Annotated in this window: 22 protein-coding genes and 1 riboswitch; of the genes, 12 read left to right on the top strand and 10 right to left on the bottom strand. The window is 35.7% G+C overall.

Going from position 1 to position 17,481, the window contains the following annotated elements:
* Positions 1-3 precede the first annotated feature (3 nt).
* The 6 genes from CHRYMOREF3P_RS22040 to CHRYMOREF3P_RS22065 all read left to right on the top strand — a co-directional run bounded on the left by CHRYMOREF3P_RS22040 (position 4) and on the right by CHRYMOREF3P_RS22065 (position 4,984).
* Complete coding sequence (locus CHRYMOREF3P_RS22040; RefSeq protein ID WP_047423525.1) at positions 4-786, top strand: porin family protein; 783 nt, start codon at positions 4-6, stop codon at positions 784-786.
* 47 nt (positions 787-833) lie between these two features.
* Positions 834-1,226 (top strand): hypothetical protein, encoded by a 393-nt coding sequence (locus CHRYMOREF3P_RS22045; RefSeq protein ID WP_228408711.1) that lies wholly within the window; start codon positions 834-836, stop codon positions 1,224-1,226.
* Entirely contained in the window at positions 1,226-1,513 is a 288-nt protein-coding gene (locus tag CHRYMOREF3P_RS22050; RefSeq protein ID WP_077415090.1) for a cell division protein ZapA, read from the top strand. Before CHRYMOREF3P_RS22045 ends, CHRYMOREF3P_RS22050 begins: the two co-directional genes overlap by 1 nt.
* A gap of 234 nt (positions 1,514-1,747) precedes the next feature.
* Positions 1,748-3,313, top strand: a complete 1,566-nt coding sequence (gene rny, locus CHRYMOREF3P_RS22055; protein WP_047376862.1) for a ribonuclease Y — start codon at positions 1,748-1,750, stop codon at positions 3,311-3,313.
* Positions 3,314-3,386: 73 nt separating this feature from the next.
* Positions 3,387-4,628 (top strand): MFS transporter, encoded by a 1,242-nt coding sequence (locus CHRYMOREF3P_RS22060; protein WP_180565531.1) that lies wholly within the window; start codon positions 3,387-3,389, stop codon positions 4,626-4,628.
* A 176-nt stretch (positions 4,629-4,804) separates the two neighbouring features.
* On the top strand, positions 4,805-4,984 hold the full coding sequence (locus CHRYMOREF3P_RS22065; RefSeq protein WP_228408709.1) for a hypothetical protein: 180 nt from the start codon (positions 4,805-4,807) through the stop codon (positions 4,982-4,984).
* 80 nt (positions 4,985-5,064) lie between these two features.
* Here the strand turns inward: CHRYMOREF3P_RS22065 and CHRYMOREF3P_RS22070 are convergent, their stop codons facing one another.
* The 6 genes from CHRYMOREF3P_RS22070 to CHRYMOREF3P_RS22095 form a co-directional block, all read right to left on the bottom strand.
* Complete coding sequence (locus CHRYMOREF3P_RS22070; protein ID WP_180565532.1) at positions 5,065-6,000, bottom strand: YeiH family protein; 936 nt, start codon at positions 5,998-6,000, stop codon at positions 5,065-5,067.
* Positions 6,001-6,327: 327 nt separating this feature from the next.
* Positions 6,328-7,203 carry a LysR family transcriptional regulator gene (locus CHRYMOREF3P_RS22075; RefSeq protein ID WP_180565533.1) on the bottom strand — a complete coding sequence of 292 codons (876 nt, stop codon included), beginning with the start codon at positions 7,201-7,203 and terminating at the stop codon, positions 6,328-6,330.
* Positions 7,204-7,335: 132 nt separating this feature from the next.
* Positions 7,336-8,643 carry a voltage-gated chloride channel family protein gene (locus CHRYMOREF3P_RS22080; protein ID WP_180565534.1) on the bottom strand — a complete coding sequence of 436 codons (1,308 nt, stop codon included), beginning with the start codon at positions 8,641-8,643 and terminating at the stop codon, positions 7,336-7,338.
* A gap of 31 nt (positions 8,644-8,674) precedes the next feature.
* Positions 8,675-8,742: riboswitch (Fluoride riboswitch) on the bottom strand.
* Between the two features lie 103 nt (positions 8,743-8,845).
* Positions 8,846-9,679 carry a GLPGLI family protein gene (locus tag CHRYMOREF3P_RS22085; protein WP_077415082.1) on the bottom strand — a complete coding sequence of 278 codons (834 nt, stop codon included), beginning with the start codon at positions 9,677-9,679 and terminating at the stop codon, positions 8,846-8,848.
* 18 nt (positions 9,680-9,697) lie between these two features.
* Complete coding sequence (locus CHRYMOREF3P_RS22090; protein ID WP_180565535.1) at positions 9,698-10,573, bottom strand: sugar phosphate isomerase/epimerase family protein; 876 nt, start codon at positions 10,571-10,573, stop codon at positions 9,698-9,700.
* Positions 10,573-11,040, bottom strand: a complete 468-nt coding sequence (locus CHRYMOREF3P_RS22095) for an acyl-CoA thioesterase (protein WP_077415078.1) — start codon at positions 11,038-11,040, stop codon at positions 10,573-10,575. The genes CHRYMOREF3P_RS22090 and CHRYMOREF3P_RS22095 overlap by 1 nt, the downstream gene beginning before the upstream one ends.
* Positions 11,041-11,161: 121 nt before the next feature.
* Here CHRYMOREF3P_RS22095 and CHRYMOREF3P_RS22100 point away from each other — a divergent pair, with 121 nt between their 5' ends.
* From CHRYMOREF3P_RS22100 to CHRYMOREF3P_RS22115, 4 genes are all read left to right on the top strand, one after another.
* Positions 11,162-11,515 carry an arsenate reductase family protein gene (locus tag CHRYMOREF3P_RS22100; protein WP_180565536.1) on the top strand — a complete coding sequence of 118 codons (354 nt, stop codon included), beginning with the start codon at positions 11,162-11,164 and terminating at the stop codon, positions 11,513-11,515.
* A 166-nt stretch (positions 11,516-11,681) separates the two neighbouring features.
* Positions 11,682-11,870 (top strand): hypothetical protein, encoded by a 189-nt coding sequence (locus CHRYMOREF3P_RS22105; RefSeq protein ID WP_180565537.1) that lies wholly within the window; start codon positions 11,682-11,684, stop codon positions 11,868-11,870.
* Positions 11,871-11,954: 84 nt separating this feature from the next.
* A complete protein-coding gene (locus CHRYMOREF3P_RS22110) occupies positions 11,955-12,521 on the top strand; it encodes a Crp/Fnr family transcriptional regulator (RefSeq protein ID WP_077415070.1) in 567 nt (188 codons plus the stop codon).
* A 53-nt stretch (positions 12,522-12,574) separates the two neighbouring features.
* Positions 12,575-13,054, top strand: a complete 480-nt coding sequence (locus tag CHRYMOREF3P_RS22115; protein WP_180565538.1) for a hypothetical protein — start codon at positions 12,575-12,577, stop codon at positions 13,052-13,054.
* A 67-nt stretch (positions 13,055-13,121) separates the two neighbouring features.
* Here CHRYMOREF3P_RS22115 and gcvT read toward each other — a convergent pair whose 3' ends face one another.
* The 3 genes from gcvT to idi are packed head-to-tail and all read right to left on the bottom strand — an operon-like array spanning position 13,122 to position 15,189.
* Positions 13,122-14,198 carry a glycine cleavage system aminomethyltransferase GcvT gene (gcvT, locus tag CHRYMOREF3P_RS22120; RefSeq protein ID WP_180565539.1) on the bottom strand — a complete coding sequence of 359 codons (1,077 nt, stop codon included), beginning with the start codon at positions 14,196-14,198 and terminating at the stop codon, positions 13,122-13,124.
* Positions 14,199-14,206: 8 nt separating this feature from the next.
* Positions 14,207-14,680 (bottom strand): hypothetical protein, encoded by a 474-nt coding sequence (locus CHRYMOREF3P_RS22125; RefSeq protein WP_077415066.1) that lies wholly within the window; start codon positions 14,678-14,680, stop codon positions 14,207-14,209.
* Positions 14,680-15,189: an isopentenyl-diphosphate Delta-isomerase gene (idi, locus tag CHRYMOREF3P_RS22130; RefSeq protein ID WP_180565540.1), complete on the bottom strand. Its 510-nt coding sequence runs from the start codon at positions 15,187-15,189 to the stop codon at positions 14,680-14,682. The genes CHRYMOREF3P_RS22125 and idi overlap by 1 nt, the downstream gene beginning before the upstream one ends.
* 318 nt (positions 15,190-15,507) lie before the next feature.
* Here idi and CHRYMOREF3P_RS22135 point away from each other — a divergent pair, with 318 nt between their 5' ends.
* Together CHRYMOREF3P_RS22135 and CHRYMOREF3P_RS22140 are read left to right on the top strand one after the other, a co-directional pair.
* Positions 15,508-15,918, top strand: coding sequence for a phosphoheptose isomerase (locus CHRYMOREF3P_RS22135; protein WP_077415062.1), 411 nt, complete (start codon positions 15,508-15,510; stop codon positions 15,916-15,918).
* An 86-nt stretch (positions 15,919-16,004) separates the two neighbouring features.
* A complete protein-coding gene (locus CHRYMOREF3P_RS22140; protein ID WP_077415060.1) occupies positions 16,005-16,964 on the top strand; it encodes a D-2-hydroxyacid dehydrogenase in 960 nt (319 codons plus the stop codon).
* A gap of 75 nt (positions 16,965-17,039) precedes the next feature.
* Here the strand turns inward: CHRYMOREF3P_RS22140 and mscL are convergent, their stop codons facing one another.
* Positions 17,040-17,417, bottom strand: a complete 378-nt coding sequence (gene mscL / locus CHRYMOREF3P_RS22145) for a large conductance mechanosensitive channel protein MscL (protein WP_077415058.1) — start codon at positions 17,415-17,417, stop codon at positions 17,040-17,042.
* Positions 17,418-17,481: the final 64 nt, after the last annotated feature.

The raw sequence follows: 17,481 nt of genomic DNA on the forward strand, positions 1-17,481 counted from the left end.
CCTATGAATAAATTTCTATTAAAAGCACTGGTTTTAACCTCAGTAAATGTTGCCGTTTTTGCAAACGCGCAATTCAGAACCCGAAACAGAATGGATAAGTTGGAAGATTTCGACGAGCAGAAATTCAGTTGGGGTTTTTATTTGAACGGGAACAGACTGGATTACCGCATTGTTTTGCATCCGAAATACGGGATGAATGATAATGAAAACCTTGTTACATCCAAGGAAAGCTATAGTTTCGGTGCCGGGCTTATTGCAAAATGGAGACTGAATGATTATCTTGATGTAAGGATAGAACCAGGTTTACAGTTTGCTCAAAGACAGTTGACTTTTAATACTCAATCCAATGACATTTATGCAGGTGGTTCTTTAACCAATCCTCCTTTTATGCCATTCCCTTTACAGGAAAAGGATAAAGTAAGAGAAATTAAATCTACATTAATTGACGTTCCTGTAATGTTGGAGCTTCATGGACAAAGATGGTACAATTCAAGACCTTATATTGCCGCAGGGGTGAACTATGTTGTAAACCTTCAGTCTAACTCAACTTCCACAGATGATAACATGCAGGGGATCTACAGATCAACTACCCACAACTTTGCATGGTCTGCAGAAATGGGAATTCAGTTTTATTTCAACAAATTTAAACTGACTCCAGCTGTAAGAGGAACATTCTTCATGAACAACGAGAAAGTGGCTGATAATGCTACTACACCTCCTTACTGGGCTTCTGCAATTTCAACATTACAGACAAGAGCCGTAATGTTTGTTCTGAAATTTGAATAAAAATATTCCATTGAAAATACATAGGAGGTGCATTAGCACCTCCTTTTTTGTTTGTATTTCAAAATATAGAGCGTTTTATTTTTGTTAGTGTTATTATTTTTTTATTTTTGCTTTTAGTTAGAATATACAAACCTGAAATGCTTCAAGATTTAGAAAACAATTTTTCAGAATTAGAGAGAAAGATTTCGACTCTGCAAAAGAACTATAAAAATCTTACGGAAAATTTAAAAGAATTAAATATTGAGCATGAAGAGTTGAAGAAGAAGTATGATGAGGAAAGAAGAAAGAATCAGGTATTAGCAGAAGAACAAAAAAATATAAAGCTTTATTCAGCAATATCAGGAAATCCTGAACACAATAGATTAATGAAAAACCATATCAACAGATTGGTGAAAGAAATTGATTTCTGTATTGCTCAGCTTCAAAACAGTGGATTATAATGGAGATAAGGAGAATAACCGTCAACATTGCAGGAAGAGTGTATCCGCTGAACGTACCGGCAGCAGAGGAGGAAACTTTGCGTAAAGTAGGGAAGCAGATCGAGAATATGATTAAAGATTTTGAACAGAACTTCGATGTAAGAGATAAACAGGATGCTTTGGCAATGTGTGCCCTGAAACTGGGAACCAATGCAGAAGTAGTTTCTCTGAACTACGAAAAAAATATTAATTCTACCAACGAAAGGTTAACGCAGATTAATCAATCGTTGAATGAAATCGGGAAATAGATTTTTTTTCCTGAAAAATTACTGCCTACAATAATTCTAACACATTAAAGGTAAACTCAACGCTAAACAATTACCGAACAAATGTCCATCGAATGGCGTGCCGGATTTCCGGATTACAGACAGTGGAAATCAGTTCAAATCGTGTTGATTAGGAGTTTACTCTCAATCTCTGGATTATTGTAGGCTTTTTTTATTTAACAAGGATATGAATACAATTAAAACTCAATATAAATTATGATAGAAGTTATAGTCGGTGTTGTTTGTTTAGTAATCGGGGCTGTAGTGGGAATGTTTTTCTCAAAAAGCTCTCTGAATACTAAGGCAAAATTCATCATAGATGATGCTAAGAAAAACGCCGAAAACCTTATAGAAAAAGCTAATGTACAAGCTGAATCCATAAAGAAAGAAAAGAACCTTCAGGCAAAAGAAAAATTCCTGGAACTGAAATCTCAGCATGATGCAGACATTCAGTCCCGTGAAAAGAAAATGCAGGAAGTTGAAAAGAGAACGAAAGACAAGGAGCACAAGCTGAATGATGAACTTAGCAAGACAGGAAAGCTTGAAAAAGATCTGGATAAGCAAATTGCAGATTATGCAAAGAAGACCGAAATCCTTGAAAGAAAACAGCAGGAATTAGATACAGCTAACGCTAAGAAAGTAGAAATACTTGAAAAAATCTCTAATTATACCGCTGATGAAGCTAAAGCAGAATTGGTAGAAACCATGAGAGCGGAAGCAAAAACAAGAGCACAGGCACACGTTCAGAGCATTATGGAAGAAGCTCAGATGAATGCCAAAAACGAAGCGAGAAAAATCGTTATCCAAACGATTCAGAGAATCGGAACAGAGCAGGCTATCGAAAACTCAGTATCCGTTTTCAATATTGAATCCGATGAAGTAAAGGGTAGAATTATCGGTAGAGAAGGTAGAAATATCCGTGCTTTAGAAGCCGTAACAGGAGTTGAAATCATCGTTGATGATACCCCGGAAGCTATTCTTCTTTCATGCTTTGACCCTGTAAGAAGGGAAATTGCAAGACTATCACTTCACAGATTGGTAACCGATGGTAGAATTCACCCGGCAAGAATCGAAGAAGTAGTTGAAAAAACTAGAAAACAGATCGAAGAGGAAATCATTGAAGTAGGTAAGAGAACCATCATTGATTTAGGAATCCACGGATTACACCCTGAATTGATCAAAATCGTAGGTAGAATGAAATACCGTTCTTCTTACGGACAAAACTTACTGCAGCACTCAAGAGAAGTAGCAAACATTGCTGCAACTATGGCTGCTGAGTTAGGATTAAACGTAAAATTAGCAAAAAGAGCAGGTCTTTTACACGATATCGGTAAAGTTCCTGAGCAGGAATCAGAATTACCACACGCTTTGTTAGGAATGCAGTGGGCTGAGAAATATGGTGAAAACCCTGAAGTAGTAAACGCTATTGGAGCTCACCACGACGAAATTGAAATGAAGTCTTTATTATCTCCAATCATTCAGGTTGCAGATGCAATCTCAGGAGCAAGACCGGGAGCAAGAAGACAGGTGCTGGAATCTTATATCCAGAGATTGAAAGACCTTGAATCTGCAGCATTAAGCTTTGACGGAGTTTCCAGTGCTTATGCAATCCAGGCGGGTAGAGAACTAAGAGTAATGGTAGAGAGCGGAAAAGTGAATGATGAAGTAGCTTCTCAACTTTCTTACGATATCTCTGAGAAAATTCAGAATGAACTGACTTATCCTGGACAGGTAAAAGTAACAGTAATCAGAGAAACGAGAGCTGTGAATATTGCCAGATAATAATCAGAAAAAGATATTTGATAAAAACCTTTCAAGAAATTGAAAGGTTTTTTATTTTTATCAAAACTTAAAAATGCAAGAACTGTCCATGTCTTCAAAACTGAAGTACATTTTCTCAATTCCCGTTATTATTTCTGCCTTAGGCTATTTTGTAGATATTTATGATCTCCTTTTATTCGGAATCGTTAGAATACCAAGTTTAAAAGCTCTGGGGCTTAATCCGGATGCTGACGGAACTTTTATTCTGAACTGTCAGATGGTAGGTCTTCTCATCGGAGGCGTTTTCTGGGGTATTTTCGGAGATAAAAAAGGAAGGCTTTCCGTACTCTTCGGATCTATTTTAGTGTATTCCTTAGCTAATATTGCCTGCGGTTTTCTTCCTTATTTTCCAAAAGAACATTTGTTGTACCAATATGCCGGTTTGAGGTTTATTGCAGGTATTGGGCTTGCCGGAGAGCTTGGAGCGGGAATTACGCTGGTTTCTGAAAGCCTGCCGAAGAGTTTGAGAGCAATCGGGACCTCGGTTGTTGCCGGTTTTGGATTAATGGGAGCTGTAGTGGCTCAGCTTACGGTAGAACTGGCCGGTGGCTGGAATATCTCTTATATTATCGGTGGTATCATGGGAATTATGTTATTGATACTGAGAATAAGTGTGTCCGAATCCGGAATTTATAAGAATATTGAACATAAAAATGTCTCAAAAGGAAATTTTCTGTCCTTTTTTACCAATAAAGAAAGATTGACAAGATACTTAAAATGTATTGCTGTAGGATTGCCTACATGGTATTGTATAGGGATTCTGGCTGTTTTAGCCAATCAGTTTGCCCCTGAATTAGGAATTAAAGAGATCAACCCAGGAAAAGCAATTATGTGGGCATATGTAGGGATTTCTGTGGGTGACCTATTGAGCGGATTTATTTCCCATGCTTTAAAATCCCGGAAAATGGCCATCTTCTATATGCTGATCTTTACTCTAATTGGGGTAGCAGTGATGTTATTCGGTAATACCAATACAGAAACAAAATACTATCTGTTTTGTGTATGGCTTGGTTTCGGAACAGGATATTGGGCCATGTTTGTGACACTGGCTGCAGAACAGTTCGGGACTAATATCAGAAATACCGCAACAACAACGGTACCTAATATGGTAAGAGGATTGGTGCCGGTTATGATTTTTGCTTTTGATTCTCTTAAAGGTCATTTTCCGGTTGTGGAGAGCGCGGCGATAGTGGGAGTCGTGGTATTTGGACTTGCATTTTATTCTTCACTTACTATTTCTGAAACCCACGACCGCGATCTTGAATTTACAGAATAATTTAAACTGTTTAAAAAAATAAAAAGGTTATTTCTTATTTTTAATATAATAATAACGTTATAATCAATAAATTATTAATTTTTATAGTGATTTTTGTTGCGTGTAATTAATATTTGTTTAACTTTGGAAGGTAACTAAAACTATATTGTTTAATCAAACTAAATCACATGAACATTATGAAAAACGCTAAAAAATTAAGAAAGCAAGATCTAAAAAATATCACAGGAGGAATAAGCGGTAACCCTGATTTATCTCTTTGTGGATGCAGCTGCTCAGGATCAGTAACAGGACCATGGTATTGCGTACAGTATATCGGTTGTCCACAGGTCTATACTTGTGGTGACGCCGCAATCTAAAGAAATTATTTCAATACGAAATAAACATTTCCACATTTATTATGCAGAACCCTTTTGATATCAAAAGGGTTCTGCTCATTTTAATGGATAATATAAAGAAGACTGCCAACACTTATAGTAATCCAAAGGAGTACAGCGGCTAATAAAGGTTTTAATCCTATTGATTTCAGGATTTGAAGAGAAAGAGTAGAACCTATGAAAAATAGGGTCAGATTCAGTCCGGATTTTGCTAAAACAGTTATAGAAGTACTGAAACGGTCAAGAAACGGGAAATACGTATTCAGAAGAATGGCCGCAATAAAATAACCGATGAACCACGGAATTTTTATCTTTGAATCTTTACTTTTAAAAATGAACATCGTGATCAATGAAACCGGAATGATCCAAAGGGCACGTGCCAATTTTACAGTCGTTGCTATTTTCAATGCTTCATCCCCATATTTGCTGGCGGCACCCACAACAGAACTTGTGTCATGAATTCCAACTGCACACCAAAGCCCAAACTGTTCCTGTGAAAGATTCAGCAAATGTCCTATGGCAGGATAAACAAACAATGCAATAGAATTTAATGTAAAAACAATAGCTAAAGCAAGTGAAATTTGTTTCGTGCTCGGTTTGATAATAGGAGATATTGCAGCAATTGCACTCCCTCCACAAATAGCGGTTCCTGCAGAAATAAGATAAGATAAAGGTCTTTCCAGTTTAAATACTTTTCCCAGGAAATATCCCAATACCATTACTGTAACAATACTTACAACCGTTAACATCAATCCTGTTTTTCCAGCATGAAGAGCTTCATCCAGTTTCAATCCGAATCCCAGACCGACAATCGAAATCTGCAGGAGCAAATGGATGTAGTGATGAAGGTGTTTCTCAAACGGATTTCCTATAAAAACAGCCAGAGCAAATCCCAAAACCAGAGCAATTGGCGAAGATATAAGCGGAGTAAGACATAGAACTGCCAATACAATAAAAAATACTTTTCGGATCATTTCATTTTGGATGAAATCTTTCATAATGCGAACTTTTAAAATCTGCACCAAAATTCTGGAAAATAGTATTACAAAGTAAATCGTATTTTGTTATATTGGATAACTAAAAGTTATAATTAATAAAGATAAAAGATAAAAGATGAAAGATGAAAGATGAAAGATGAAAGATCTTGTCGTTAAATTTACTATTTGCTTGACTACATCAATAGGGTTGAGCTTTAGCCCAGCCAAATAAATTTTAAAAATTGCATTGGCTTTAGCCAAAACTTAAAAGCTTTGTATATTTTTAATAACCATGCTAAAAAATAATAGGATTTTCTATTATTAATAGATTTTTACATCATAAGAGGATTACTCTGCAAATCTCAGGAAAAGCTTAATCAGCTCAGATTGTTGTCCTTTAGGCAGAATAAAATGAAAATCTCTTTCAATACTGAAGTTTTTGATGTCAATGACAGCCAGTACATTATTCTTAAGTTCGTTGAGGATCGTGCTGATCGATAGAAATGCCATACATTCCGAGTGAAGAAGATAGTTTTTGATACTCTCACTGCTTCCCAGCTGCATAACGGTATTCAGTTCATGGATATTGATGTCTTTCTCTTTAAGCCTGTTTTGTATAAACTCAAGTGTTCCGGAACCCTGTTCTCTGAAGATCAGATCCAGATGATAGAGATCTTTTAAGTTTAAAGTTTTATGGGCAAGAGGATGGTCTGATTTTGCTGCCAGAACAATTTCATCAGGCTTAAAAGTCCTGTATTCAAAATAAGAAGACTGTGATTCTCCTTCAATAATACCCAGATCTATTTTTTCTTCTTTTAAAAGTGTTGAGATCGTTTCTGTATTTCCCGTAAGAAGCTCAATCTTAATATCTTTATAATAAGAATTGAATTTGGCTAAAATTTCAGGTAAAATATACTGTGCAACGGTTGTACTGGCCCCGATAATCAGTTTTCCTTTATGCTGCTGACTGATCTGGCTGATTTCAAATTCCATGTCACGGTAGATACTTCTGATCTTTTCTGCATGTTCATACAGAATCTTTCCGCTCTGAGTAAGCTGAATAGAAGTTCCTTTACGGTCAAATAGCTTGGCACCTATCTGAGTTTCAATTTCTTTAACGTGTTTGGTAACAGCAGGTTGTGAAATATGAAGCTCTTCTGAAGCTTTAGTGAAACTTAATCGGGAAGCCACCGTATGGAAAACTTTTAATCTGTAATCGAACATGGGGTAAAATTACGAATTATAGTTGGAAATGGAGAAAGAGGTTTTGGAGAGTGGGAGGGTTTAAGGTTTAGAGTTTAAGGTTGTAGGTAACCAGCAACAAAAACAACTAGCAACAAGCAACAAGAAAACGGCTCATAAAAAATCCGAAACAGACTTATCCTGCTGACTTTCAAATCTTCTGTTTTTCGCGTCTCCGATTTTCTGTTGGGTATAAATACTATTGTGCCCTGAAAGAAGATAAGATACAACACAGGCAATGGCTATGTATACACCACATTCTGCTCCAAATAATTCGATTCCCATCAGCATACAGGCCAAAGGAGTATTGGTTGCTCCGGCAAATACTGCCACAAATCCCATCCCTGCCAGTAATCCGAACGGCAATGGAATAAAGACAGATAAAGCACTGCCTAAAGTTGCCCCGATAAAGAACAACGGGGTAACTTCTCCACCTTTGAATCCAGCTGAAAGTGTAACAATAGTAAAAATCATTTTTAAAGAAAAATCATACAAAGGAAGCTGCTTTTCAAAAGATTCTACAATCACAGGAATTCCTAATCCGATATATCGGGTGGTACCCATTGCAAAAACTGCCAGGGCAATGATAACTCCGCCTGCTACAGGACGAAAGGGTGGATATGTAATTTTTGATTTGAAAACAGAACCCATCCAGTGAATGATTTTACTGAAAGCAGCGGCACATATTCCAAAGATTATTCCTGCCAGAATACTGTATAGAATCGGTAAAAACTCAAGTTTTGGGATAAAATCAATATGATAATGGGTATGTTTTACATTCCAGAGATTAGTAGCCCAGTCTGCCAGAATTGCAGAAGCGAATGCCGGAAAGATGGCATTATAACGGATTCTTCCGATCAGAAAAACCTCAAGACCAAACACTGCTCCCGCCAGTGGAGTTCCGAAAACAGAACCAAACCCGGCCGCAATAGCCGCAATAATTAATATTTTTCTTTCATTTCTGTCAAGTTTAAAAGGTTTCGCAAGCTGATCAGCAATAGCACCTGCCATTTGAAGAGCTGTTCCTTCACGGCCTGCAGAACCTCCGAAAAAATGGGTTGCCATTGTTCCGAGATACACAAAAGGTGCCATCTTGAACGGAATAATTTCTTTGGGCTCATGAATAGTATCAATCAGCAGGTTGTTTCCCGCTTCCACATCTTTTCCGAAGTAATAATAGAGAAGTCCTATCAGAAATCCTGCCACAGGAAGCAAAGCAATCAGCCAGAGATGATTTTCCCTGAAATTCGTTGCCCATTCCAATGATTGAAGAAATCCTGCAGAAGCTGTTCCTACCAATGCGCCAATAATGGTACTAATACACAGCCATTTTAAAATATAAGGCAGCGACGGAAATTTTCTGAAGAAAAAATGAGTGTGGAATACTGCTTTTTTACCAAGTGTTCTTTGACTTTTTGACATAATAATCCTGATTAGTTATTTGTTAATAATCTTTTAATCAGGCGTCATCAGCTTTTGTAAAGCGGTTGGGTAAGGAAGAACACCATTTCCTTTTGTTCATGCAAATATATGAATAAAGATAAAAGATAAAAGATAAAAGATAAAAGATAAAAGATAAAAGATAAAAGATAAAAGATAAAGTCGCTAAACAACTTCTATGTTTTTAATAATGTATGGCCTTATCAATCTCAAGCGGATTGTTGTACTTTCTTATCACTTCCTGCATGCTTTTGGTCTGAGTGTTCAGCTCATCCACATTGCGGATCTCTTTTCCGTTGATATTTATTTTCAGGTCGTTGTTGGATTTGCTGAAATTGTTTCTTTCAAAAGCAAAAGGATCATTGTAAAACTCCATGATCAGTTTATATTTCTGTTTTTCATTGATGGGAATAGCTTTATTTCCGAAATTGGATTCAAGAAAGTTATCGGTAGCATATGTCTCTGTCAGCTCCTGACTTTTGATAAGATGATAAATGAAATTTTTCTTTGTATCAGAGATTTCAAATACCAAACCTGGAAGTCCTGAAAATTTAAAAGGACCTTCATTAAATGGGATCTCTTTATTGAACCAGGCAATCCAGCTTCTTCCACCAAACTCAGCCGTTGCTTTTTGTAATGTATATTGCTGAACATGTCTGGTTTCGCTGGAAATATTCCACTTTATTTTATCATTGGTTTTAAAGGAGTAATATCCAAATTTTATATTGATAAAATTTTCATTTTCATTAGTGTTTATCTTTCTTTTTACCACTTGTCCGGTCATATCAACGTGTTTATTGTCCATGTTTCCGAATTTTTTATTCAAAGAATCTGCGATAAGAAGATTTCTTCCGTAAAATTTTACCTCTTTCGGATTAATATCTAAAATCATGTTGAATTTCTGATATTCAGATTCCGTAGAATCCATTTTTAATTGAAGCTCATAAATAAATCGATGGGTTTGTGAGTTCAAAGAAATAATAATCAGTAAGCAAAAGAGTTGTAAAATATTTTTCATGATTAAATATCTTTAGATTCAAGTTTCATTAAAATAAGAATGTTCAAGAATATACTTTTTACTCATATTTATGCTGTCAAAAATATCTTTATCACTGGAATCCTGTTCCAAAAACCAATGTTTCAATCCTGCTTTTTCTCTGGCTTCGAAAATTTTTTTAAAATCAAGGGTTCCGTTTCCGATTTCTGCAAAATCTTTTGTTCCTGCTTTCATATCTTTCACATGCCACAATGGAAATCTTTTCGGATATTTTTCAAAATAAAGTAACGGATCTAAACCTGCTTTTGAAATCCAATATAAATCCAGCTCCATCTTAACTGCATCTGATGAAGTATTTTCTAAAATATAATCATAAAAATTATTCCTTTCATCCATCTTTAGAAATTCAAAATCGTGATTATGATAAGCCAGTTGAATTCCGTTTTGTTTGGAGAAATTTCCTGCATTTTCAAGAATCTCAGGAAGTTTTTTATAATTTTCAAGTGTTCTTTCCGCTTCGGGAAGGTAGGAGCAAACTGCATATGTAGAACCAATAATGCTGAGATCATCCAACGTTGTATTCCAGTTTTTCAAAAGAGTTCCATCTTTAAGGTCTGTAATTCCGGTTTGATGATGTGAACTGATCACCTTTAAACCATGAGCAGACAAAATATGTTTAAATTCTTTTGCTGTTTTTCCGAAAAACTTTCCGTCATAACCATAGATTTCAAATGCTGTAAAACCAAGTTCTGCCAGTTTTTCAAAAGTCTTCTCGAGATTATTAGCAATGGAATCACGAACAGTGTACAGTTGAATGGCTAATGGTTTTTTATTCATATTTAAATTTGAAACTCCACAAGAATACAAACCCAAAAATCCCAATGAAGAAAGTCTGATGAAATCTTTTCTTTCCATTATAAAAAAGGTTTCATCTCATCCTCAATCTGTGTTCTTAATTCCATCAGACGTTTTGCATATATTTCCTGCTGTTTTTCTCCCTCTGTTTCCGGTATCCATTTGGGTACAGGCAGTTTTTTCCCATTTTCATCTACAGCAACAAAAACAATGATACAGTGGGTTTTTTTCTCAAAATTTGGCTGTTTCAGGTTTCTTGAAAAAACATTGATGGCGATATGCATACTTGAAGTTCCCGTATAGATTACCTGGGCATCTACTTTTACCACTTCACCAATTTTAATAGGGTCATAAAAACGGATTCCGCCTACATATACTGTGACGGAATAATTACCACTCCAGGTTGTCGCACATGCATAACCGGCCTGGTCAATCCATTTCATAACACTTCCTCCATGTACATTTCCTCCGTAATTAACATCTGAAGGCTCCGAAATAAACTGAAAAGTAATAGGCTTGTTCTGCATCTTTATAAAATTTTAATAAAGTTATTTAATAATTTCCAAAGTTTTAGATTAAATCCTACTTTTGAAAGACGAAACTTTCGATGAAAGAGAATTTTAACCCATAACAGATTTAGAAACCGTAATGAAGAAAGTATTTTATCTCAACACATGTGATACCTGCAGAAAAATTTTAGCCCAATTTGATCTTACAGGCTGGGAACTTCGAGAAATCAAAAAAGAACCAATCTCGAAAGAAGAATTGGCGGAAATGCATAAAAAAACAAAATCATATGAAGCGTTGTTCAGTAAAAAATCTACTCAGATCAAATTAAGAGGATTAGATGTAAAATCCTTAACAGAAAAAGATTTTAAAGAACTTTTATTAGACCATTATACTTTTCTGAAAAGACCAGTTTTTATTACAGATAAGGAGATTTTCGTAGGAAATGATAAGAAAAATGTTGAAGAATTACAGAAATTCTTTGGGGTAAATTAACTTATAAGACTTTAAATAGCTAATCTGTCCTGCTCAGTAATGATAACTTTCATTATTGAGCAGGACATTTTTATATCCTAATTAAAATGCTCTAATTTTATAAGTGTTTGATTATTATCGGTTTTGTGTTTGAATGTTTATATTTGTAATCACCAAAATTTACAATATGAAAACAAACTTTTCAAAAACAAAGAATCTTAACAGAGCTGCATTAAAGAACATTAATGGAGGATTGAGGCCTCTTATTGTTAACTGCTTTACTTTATGCGGGCCCGCAGGCGGAGTAATTTCCAATACACCGGGAGTAGGCGATGCCTGTAGTCCGGACAGAAAAGTCTGCTGTATCTGTAATTAAATGTAAAAAGAGGCTGTTATGGTCTCTTTTTTTTGTTTTTAAAGGTTAAATCCTAACTTTACTCTTCTTAATTTTAATATTTAAATGGAACAGATCCGGACTTATTTTGAAAAATCAGTTACAATGTCTGATCAGGATTGGGAGTTATTTTCATCAAAACTTGAAAGACAGAAGTTTTCCCGGAAACAACATCTGATCACTGCCGGAAAAACGGAAAATTATCTTGCTTTTATAGAAAAGGGAAGTGTAAGGTTTTATATTCCTAGGGAAGAAGATGATTTTACATTTTCATTTTCGTTTGCCGGAGAGTTTGTGAGTGCTTACGACTCTTTTCTTACGCGGAAACCCTGCAGTTATCATATTCAGGCCCTTGAAGAAACTGTGCTTTGGCGTATTTCACATCAGGATCTCAATACAGTCTATGAGAAAACAGAAATAGGAAATAAGATTGGGAGATTTGCCAGTGAAGGGCTTTATCTGGATAATTTTAAAAGAGAAATATCATTGCTGACCCAAACCGCCGAAGAACGGTATCTCGCCTTATTTTCAGAACAGCCGGATATTTTAAAGTATATTCCCTTGAAATATATTGCATCTTATATTGGGATCACTCCACAAGCCCTCAGTAGAATCAGGCGTAGAATTTCTTAACCTGGGTTCATTGTTTTGCCTGAATGGATGGCAGAACTTTGCAAAAAAAAGAAATGCCTGAAGCTATTTTACCTATCGTTCTGATCATCTCCCTGATCATTTTTAAACTGACCCGTAAAGAGTATGAATTTGCTCTTTCAGCCAGAATCGCTATGGCGGTGATGCTTTTAACTGCCGGAATTGCCCACTTTGTATATACACAGGGAATGGCATTGATGATTCCTCAAATCATACCTTATAAAACAGAAATGGTGTATGCAACCGGTTTTTTGGAAATTATCGGAGCGGCAGCATTGTTGATTCCGGGATTTCAGAAAACCATTGGCTGGTTGCTCATTGTGTTTTTTGTTCTCATCCTTCCTGCCAATATATATGCTGCATGGGAACATGTGAATATGAAGGCGGGGGACTTTTCAGGAAGTGGAGTGTCTTATTTATGGTACAGAATTCCACTTCAGCTGGTTTTTATAGGCTGGGTTTATTTTTCCTGTATCGGAATTCCAGTAAAGCTGAAACCTGAATTTGATGTATAATAATGAATAAAAAAAGGATGTCTCAAAGTAGAGAACATCCTTTTTTTGTCAATATCTTCTTGAACAATTATACAAAAGGAGCTTTTACCACTTTTGCAGGAATGTTCTTGTTTCTTACCTGAATAAAGATTTCAGATCCTAATTTGAAAAGAGGCTTGTCTACATACGCAAGACCCAAACCGATTTTCTTCATTGGAGACTGTGTTCCTGAAGTTACTTTTCCAATTACATTTCCTTCAGCATCTACTACAGGATAATCATGTCTTGGAACTCCTTTGTCTGTAAGTTCGAAAGCTACTAATTTTCTTGTAACACCTTCCTCTTTCTGTTTTGCGAAAGTATCTTTAGAAACGAAGTCTTTATCAAACTTAGTGATCCATCCTAAACCAGCTTCAATAGGAGAAGTAGTATCATCAATGTCATTTCCGTAAAGACAGAACCCTTTTTCTAATCTTAAAGTATCTCTGGCAGCCAATCCACAAGGAATAATTCCTTCTTCTTTACCTGCTTCCATTACCGCATCCCAAAGTTTTTCAGCACTTTCGTTATTGAAATAAATCTCAAAACCACCGCTTCCTGTATATCCGGTGTTTGAAATAATCACATTATTTTCTCCTGCAACACTTCCCACTGTGAAATGGTAGTAAGGAATTTCTGAAAGATTTACCTCTGTAAGCTTTTGAAGGATTTCCGTTGCTTTAGGCCCCTGAACTGCCAATAATGACATCTCATCAGAAGCATTATTCATTTTAGCCCCGAAAGTATTGTATTTTGAAATATGATTCCAGTCTTTGTCAATGTTAGATGCATTTACAACCACGAAATATTTGTCATCTTCCATTTTGTAAACGATAAGGTCATCTACAATTCCTCCGTTTTCGTTTGGAAGACAAGAATACTGAGCTTTTCCATTTTCCAGAGCATCTACATTATTGGTCGTTACAAACTGTAAAAGATCTTTTGAACCCGGCCCTTCGATGAAAAACTGTCCCATGTGGGAAACATCAAATAATCCTGCTTTTTCTCTTACTGCAAAGTGCTCTTCTGTAACCCCTGAATATTGAACAGGCATTTCAAAACCCGCGAAAGGTACGATCTTAGCTCCCAAAGAAACATGTTTGTCGTACAAGGCTGTTTTCTTCATATTTAATTTTATTTCTTTATTTTAAAACTGTTAAAAGTCTCATTGAATTGGGTCATGTAGTTTCCGTTCCAGAATTTCTGGCCACAGTTGATGGAAACTAAATATAAGTTTTTGTCTTTTTGAAAAACTTTGGTTATCCAGAACAGCTTCTCTTTTTCATCAAAGTGTTCATATAGATATTCTGTATATCCTTTTTGGCTCCTTTTATCTTTTACTTTGTTTACTTGATCTTGTGACTGATAAAGTGCCAGGATGAATTTTTTAACTTCTTCTTTTGAAAGTGCTAAATCATGATATTCCGAAATCGTAATAGCCCCAATCTGGCTGGTAGGAAAAATATTGATGATCTCACTGTCATTCGTAGATTTCCACCCGTCAGGAACGTTAATAGAGTAGTTGGAATTTTCGTATACTTTTGCTTTTTGGGCAAAAAACAGACTTCCCGTTACAATTGCAGAAAAAAGCAATATTTTTTTCATCATTAAAAATGGTGTTTATATTCTTCGAGGATGATTTTGAACCATTCTGTAAAGTTTTCAGGATGTTCAGAGATTTCTCTGTCCAGATTTTCCGGGGAAATAAACCTTACATCTTCCACTTCTTCTTTATTCAGATTGAAATCAGCTTCATGGTTTCCCACAAATACATGATCCAGCTCGTGCTCCCAAAGGCCGCTACCTACATCTGCTTTATAAATAAAATTGAATTTTTCCGAAAGTTCTGCCTCAATTCCGAGTTCTTCCTTTAATCTGCGTATTGCTCCTTCCTTATAGGTTTCCCCATGTCTTGGATGTGAACACACAGCATTGGTCCATTGATTGGGAGAATGGTATTTGCCTGAAGCCCTTTTCTGAAGAAGCATTTCTCCTTTACTGTTGAACAGAAATACAGAAAAAGCACGGTGTAACAGGCCATTCATGTGAGCCTGCTGTTTTTCCATCAGCCCTAAAACTTCATCTTCAGGATTTACTAAAACGACAAATTCTTCCATTCCTACAAATGTAAGAGTAATAAATGTATTTTGGAAATTTTTAGATAAACATCATGCTTTTTGTAATAATGTTGAGAAGGCAGAGAATGTTTACAGGCAAATCTGCAAATTCACTTTTGCCCCTTTTATCTGTCTTTATATATTACTCATAAAAAGAAATATCAAAACGAAAAATTTTAACTATTTGTAATGAAATGACTAATAAAATATTGATATAATTCTTTAAATAATAGTTTTTTTAGTATATTTTTAACATAAACTAAGTTTAACGTGCCTGATAGTTGTAAAAACGCTAACTTTGTTACTTAATATTTAGTAATGGAATTAGAATACATTGAACACATTAGTCCTATTCTAAAGGATGACATAAAAAATTACTTAATAGATATCGACGGAACCATTACAGATGACGTTCCCAACGAAGAACCGGAAAGAATGGTGACCTGCGAACCTTATCCTGATGCGTTGGAAACTATCAACAGATGGTATGATGAAGGGCATCAGATCTGCTTTTTTACTTCAAGAACCGAAAATCTGAAACAAATCACCATAGACTGGCTGGATAAGCATGGCTTCAAATACCACAGCGTACTTTGCGGGAAACCAAGAGGAGGAAATTATCACTGGATAGATAATCACCTGGTAAGAGCTACAAGATACAAAGGAAGATTTACAGATTTGGTAGAAAAGCAAGTGACCATTGAAGTATTCAAAGAAGACGGCGAATAAAAATATAATTCAAAGATTTAAAGATTAAATGTGAATCAGTTCCTTTAATTTTTAAATCTTTCATTTTTTAATATACTCGATATTTTATGAAAGTTTTAGCAAACGACGGCCTGGATCAATCTGGAATAGATGCATTGACAGAAAAAGGCTTTGAGGTGATCACTACAAAAGTTTCACAGGAATTTTTAGTAGATTATATTAACGAGCACAAAATCCGAACTCTATTGGTGAGAAGTGCTACGCAGGTAAGAAAAGATATTATTGACGGATGCCCATCTATAGACATTATTGGCAGAGGTGGAGTAGGTATGGATAATATTGATGTAGACTATGCAAGAGAAAAAGGAATCCACGTGATCAATACTCCTTCAGCTTCTTCGGAATCAGTGGCTGAACTTGTTTTTGCCCATTTATTTTCCGGCGCAAGATTTCTTCAGGATTCCAACAGAAAAATGCCTTTGGTAGGAGATACTGAATTTGGAAGTCTTAAAAAAGCATATGCTGCCGGTATCGAACTGAGAGGAAAGACAATTGGTATTGTTGGGATGGGAAGAATTGGCCAGGAAGTAGCCAGGATTGCTTTAGGACTCGGGATGAGAGTGGTTGCAGCTGATAATAATGTAGGAAAAGCCAGCATTAAAGTAAAGTTTTATAACAACCAGTTTATCAATGTTGATATAGAAACAGAACCATTACAGGAGGTTTTGAAACATTCAGATTTTATTACGCTGCATGTTCCGGCTCAGAAAGAAGGCTATATGATTGGCAAGAATGAATTTGAAATAATGAAAGACGGAGTAGCTGTTGTCAACTGTTCCAGAGGAGGAGTTATTGATGAAGCAGCGTTGATTCAGGCATTGGATTCCGGTAAAGTAAGATTTGCAGGATTAGATGTTTTCATTAATGAACCAACACCTTCTAAAGAAATCCTTAGTCACTCTAAAATCTCTCTTACCCCTCACACAGGAGCTTCTACTCTTGAAGCACAGGACAGGATAGGACTTTCCCTGGCTGAGCAGATTTCAAGTATTTTACAGATTCAATAATTAATTTGAAATGATATAATAAAAGCACCTCTATGGAGGTGCTTTTTTATTTTTAAACTGTTGTGAGATTACAGATTATATATTCTTGCTTTTCAATAAATCTCTGATCTCTGTCAGTAATTTTTGATCTTCAGTAGGTCCTGCAGGAGCTGGAGCTTCTTTTTTGTTCACTTTATTCGCAAATTTAATAATCCAGAAAAGAACCATAGCAATACAAAGGAAACTGATTACAGCAGAAACGAAGTTTCCGTATGCAACACCATTCCATGAAAGTTTTGCAATGTTTTCTGCACCTGCTGCTTTCAATGCCGGGTTTAGTATCAGAGGAGTGATTACATCTTCCACTAAAGACGAAACAATTTTACCAAATGCAGCACCAATGATCACACCGACAGCCAGATCGAGAACATTCCCCTTAAAGGCAAATTCTTTAAATTCTTTAACAAATCCCATAATTTATATTTTTTTAATTAGTATATACACAAAAATATAATTTAAAAATGTAAAAAACACTAAT

The organism is Chryseobacterium sp. JV274, assembly GCF_903969135.1.
In the GTDB taxonomy this organism is placed as follows: Bacteria; Bacteroidota; Bacteroidia; order Flavobacteriales; family Weeksellaceae; genus Chryseobacterium.

Coding starts and splice junctions, on each gene's coding strand:
- CHRYMOREF3P_RS22040 (WP_047423525.1), top strand. CDS start 4: ATGAATAAATTTCTATTAAAAGCACTGGTTTTAACCTCAGTAAATGTT.
- CHRYMOREF3P_RS22065 (WP_228408709.1), top strand. CDS start 4,805: ATGAAAAACGCTAAAAAATTAAGAAAGCAAGATCTAAAAAATATCACA.
- CHRYMOREF3P_RS22105 (WP_180565537.1), top strand. CDS start 11,682: ATGAAAACAAACTTTTCAAAAACAAAGAATCTTAACAGAGCTGCATTA.
- CHRYMOREF3P_RS22050 (WP_077415090.1), top strand. CDS start 1,226: ATGGAGATAAGGAGAATAACCGTCAACATTGCAGGAAGAGTGTATCCG.
- CHRYMOREF3P_RS22135 (WP_077415062.1), top strand. CDS start 15,508: ATGGAATTAGAATACATTGAACACATTAGTCCTATTCTAAAGGATGAC.
- gcvT (WP_180565539.1), bottom strand. CDS start 14,198: ATGAAGAAAACAGCCTTGTACGACAAACATGTTTCTTTGGGAGCTAAG.
- CHRYMOREF3P_RS22080 (WP_180565534.1), bottom strand. CDS start 8,643: ATGTCAAAAAGTCAAAGAACACTTGGTAAAAAAGCAGTATTCCACACT.
- CHRYMOREF3P_RS22060 (WP_180565531.1), top strand. CDS start 3,387: ATGCAAGAACTGTCCATGTCTTCAAAACTGAAGTACATTTTCTCAATT.
- mscL (WP_077415058.1), bottom strand. CDS start 17,417: ATGGGATTTGTTAAAGAATTTAAAGAATTTGCCTTTAAGGGGAATGTT.
- CHRYMOREF3P_RS22070 (WP_180565532.1), bottom strand. CDS start 6,000: ATGAAAGATTTCATCCAAAATGAAATGATCCGAAAAGTATTTTTTATT.
- CHRYMOREF3P_RS22115 (WP_180565538.1), top strand. CDS start 12,575: ATGCCTGAAGCTATTTTACCTATCGTTCTGATCATCTCCCTGATCATT.
- CHRYMOREF3P_RS22140 (WP_077415060.1), top strand. CDS start 16,005: ATGAAAGTTTTAGCAAACGACGGCCTGGATCAATCTGGAATAGATGCA.
- CHRYMOREF3P_RS22095 (WP_077415078.1), bottom strand. CDS start 11,040: ATGCAGAACAAGCCTATTACTTTTCAGTTTATTTCGGAGCCTTCAGAT.
- CHRYMOREF3P_RS22090 (WP_180565535.1), bottom strand. CDS start 10,573: ATGGAAAGAAAAGATTTCATCAGACTTTCTTCATTGGGATTTTTGGGT.
- CHRYMOREF3P_RS22100 (WP_180565536.1), top strand. CDS start 11,162: ATGAAGAAAGTATTTTATCTCAACACATGTGATACCTGCAGAAAAATT.
- CHRYMOREF3P_RS22125 (WP_077415066.1), bottom strand. CDS start 14,680: ATGATGAAAAAAATATTGCTTTTTTCTGCAATTGTAACGGGAAGTCTG.
- CHRYMOREF3P_RS22085 (WP_077415082.1), bottom strand. CDS start 9,679: ATGAAAAATATTTTACAACTCTTTTGCTTACTGATTATTATTTCTTTG.
- CHRYMOREF3P_RS22075 (WP_180565533.1), bottom strand. CDS start 7,203: ATGTTCGATTACAGATTAAAAGTTTTCCATACGGTGGCTTCCCGATTA.
- idi (WP_180565540.1), bottom strand. CDS start 15,189: ATGGAAGAATTTGTCGTTTTAGTAAATCCTGAAGATGAAGTTTTAGGG.
- CHRYMOREF3P_RS22110 (WP_077415070.1), top strand. CDS start 11,955: ATGGAACAGATCCGGACTTATTTTGAAAAATCAGTTACAATGTCTGAT.
- rny (WP_047376862.1), top strand. CDS start 1,748: ATGATAGAAGTTATAGTCGGTGTTGTTTGTTTAGTAATCGGGGCTGTA.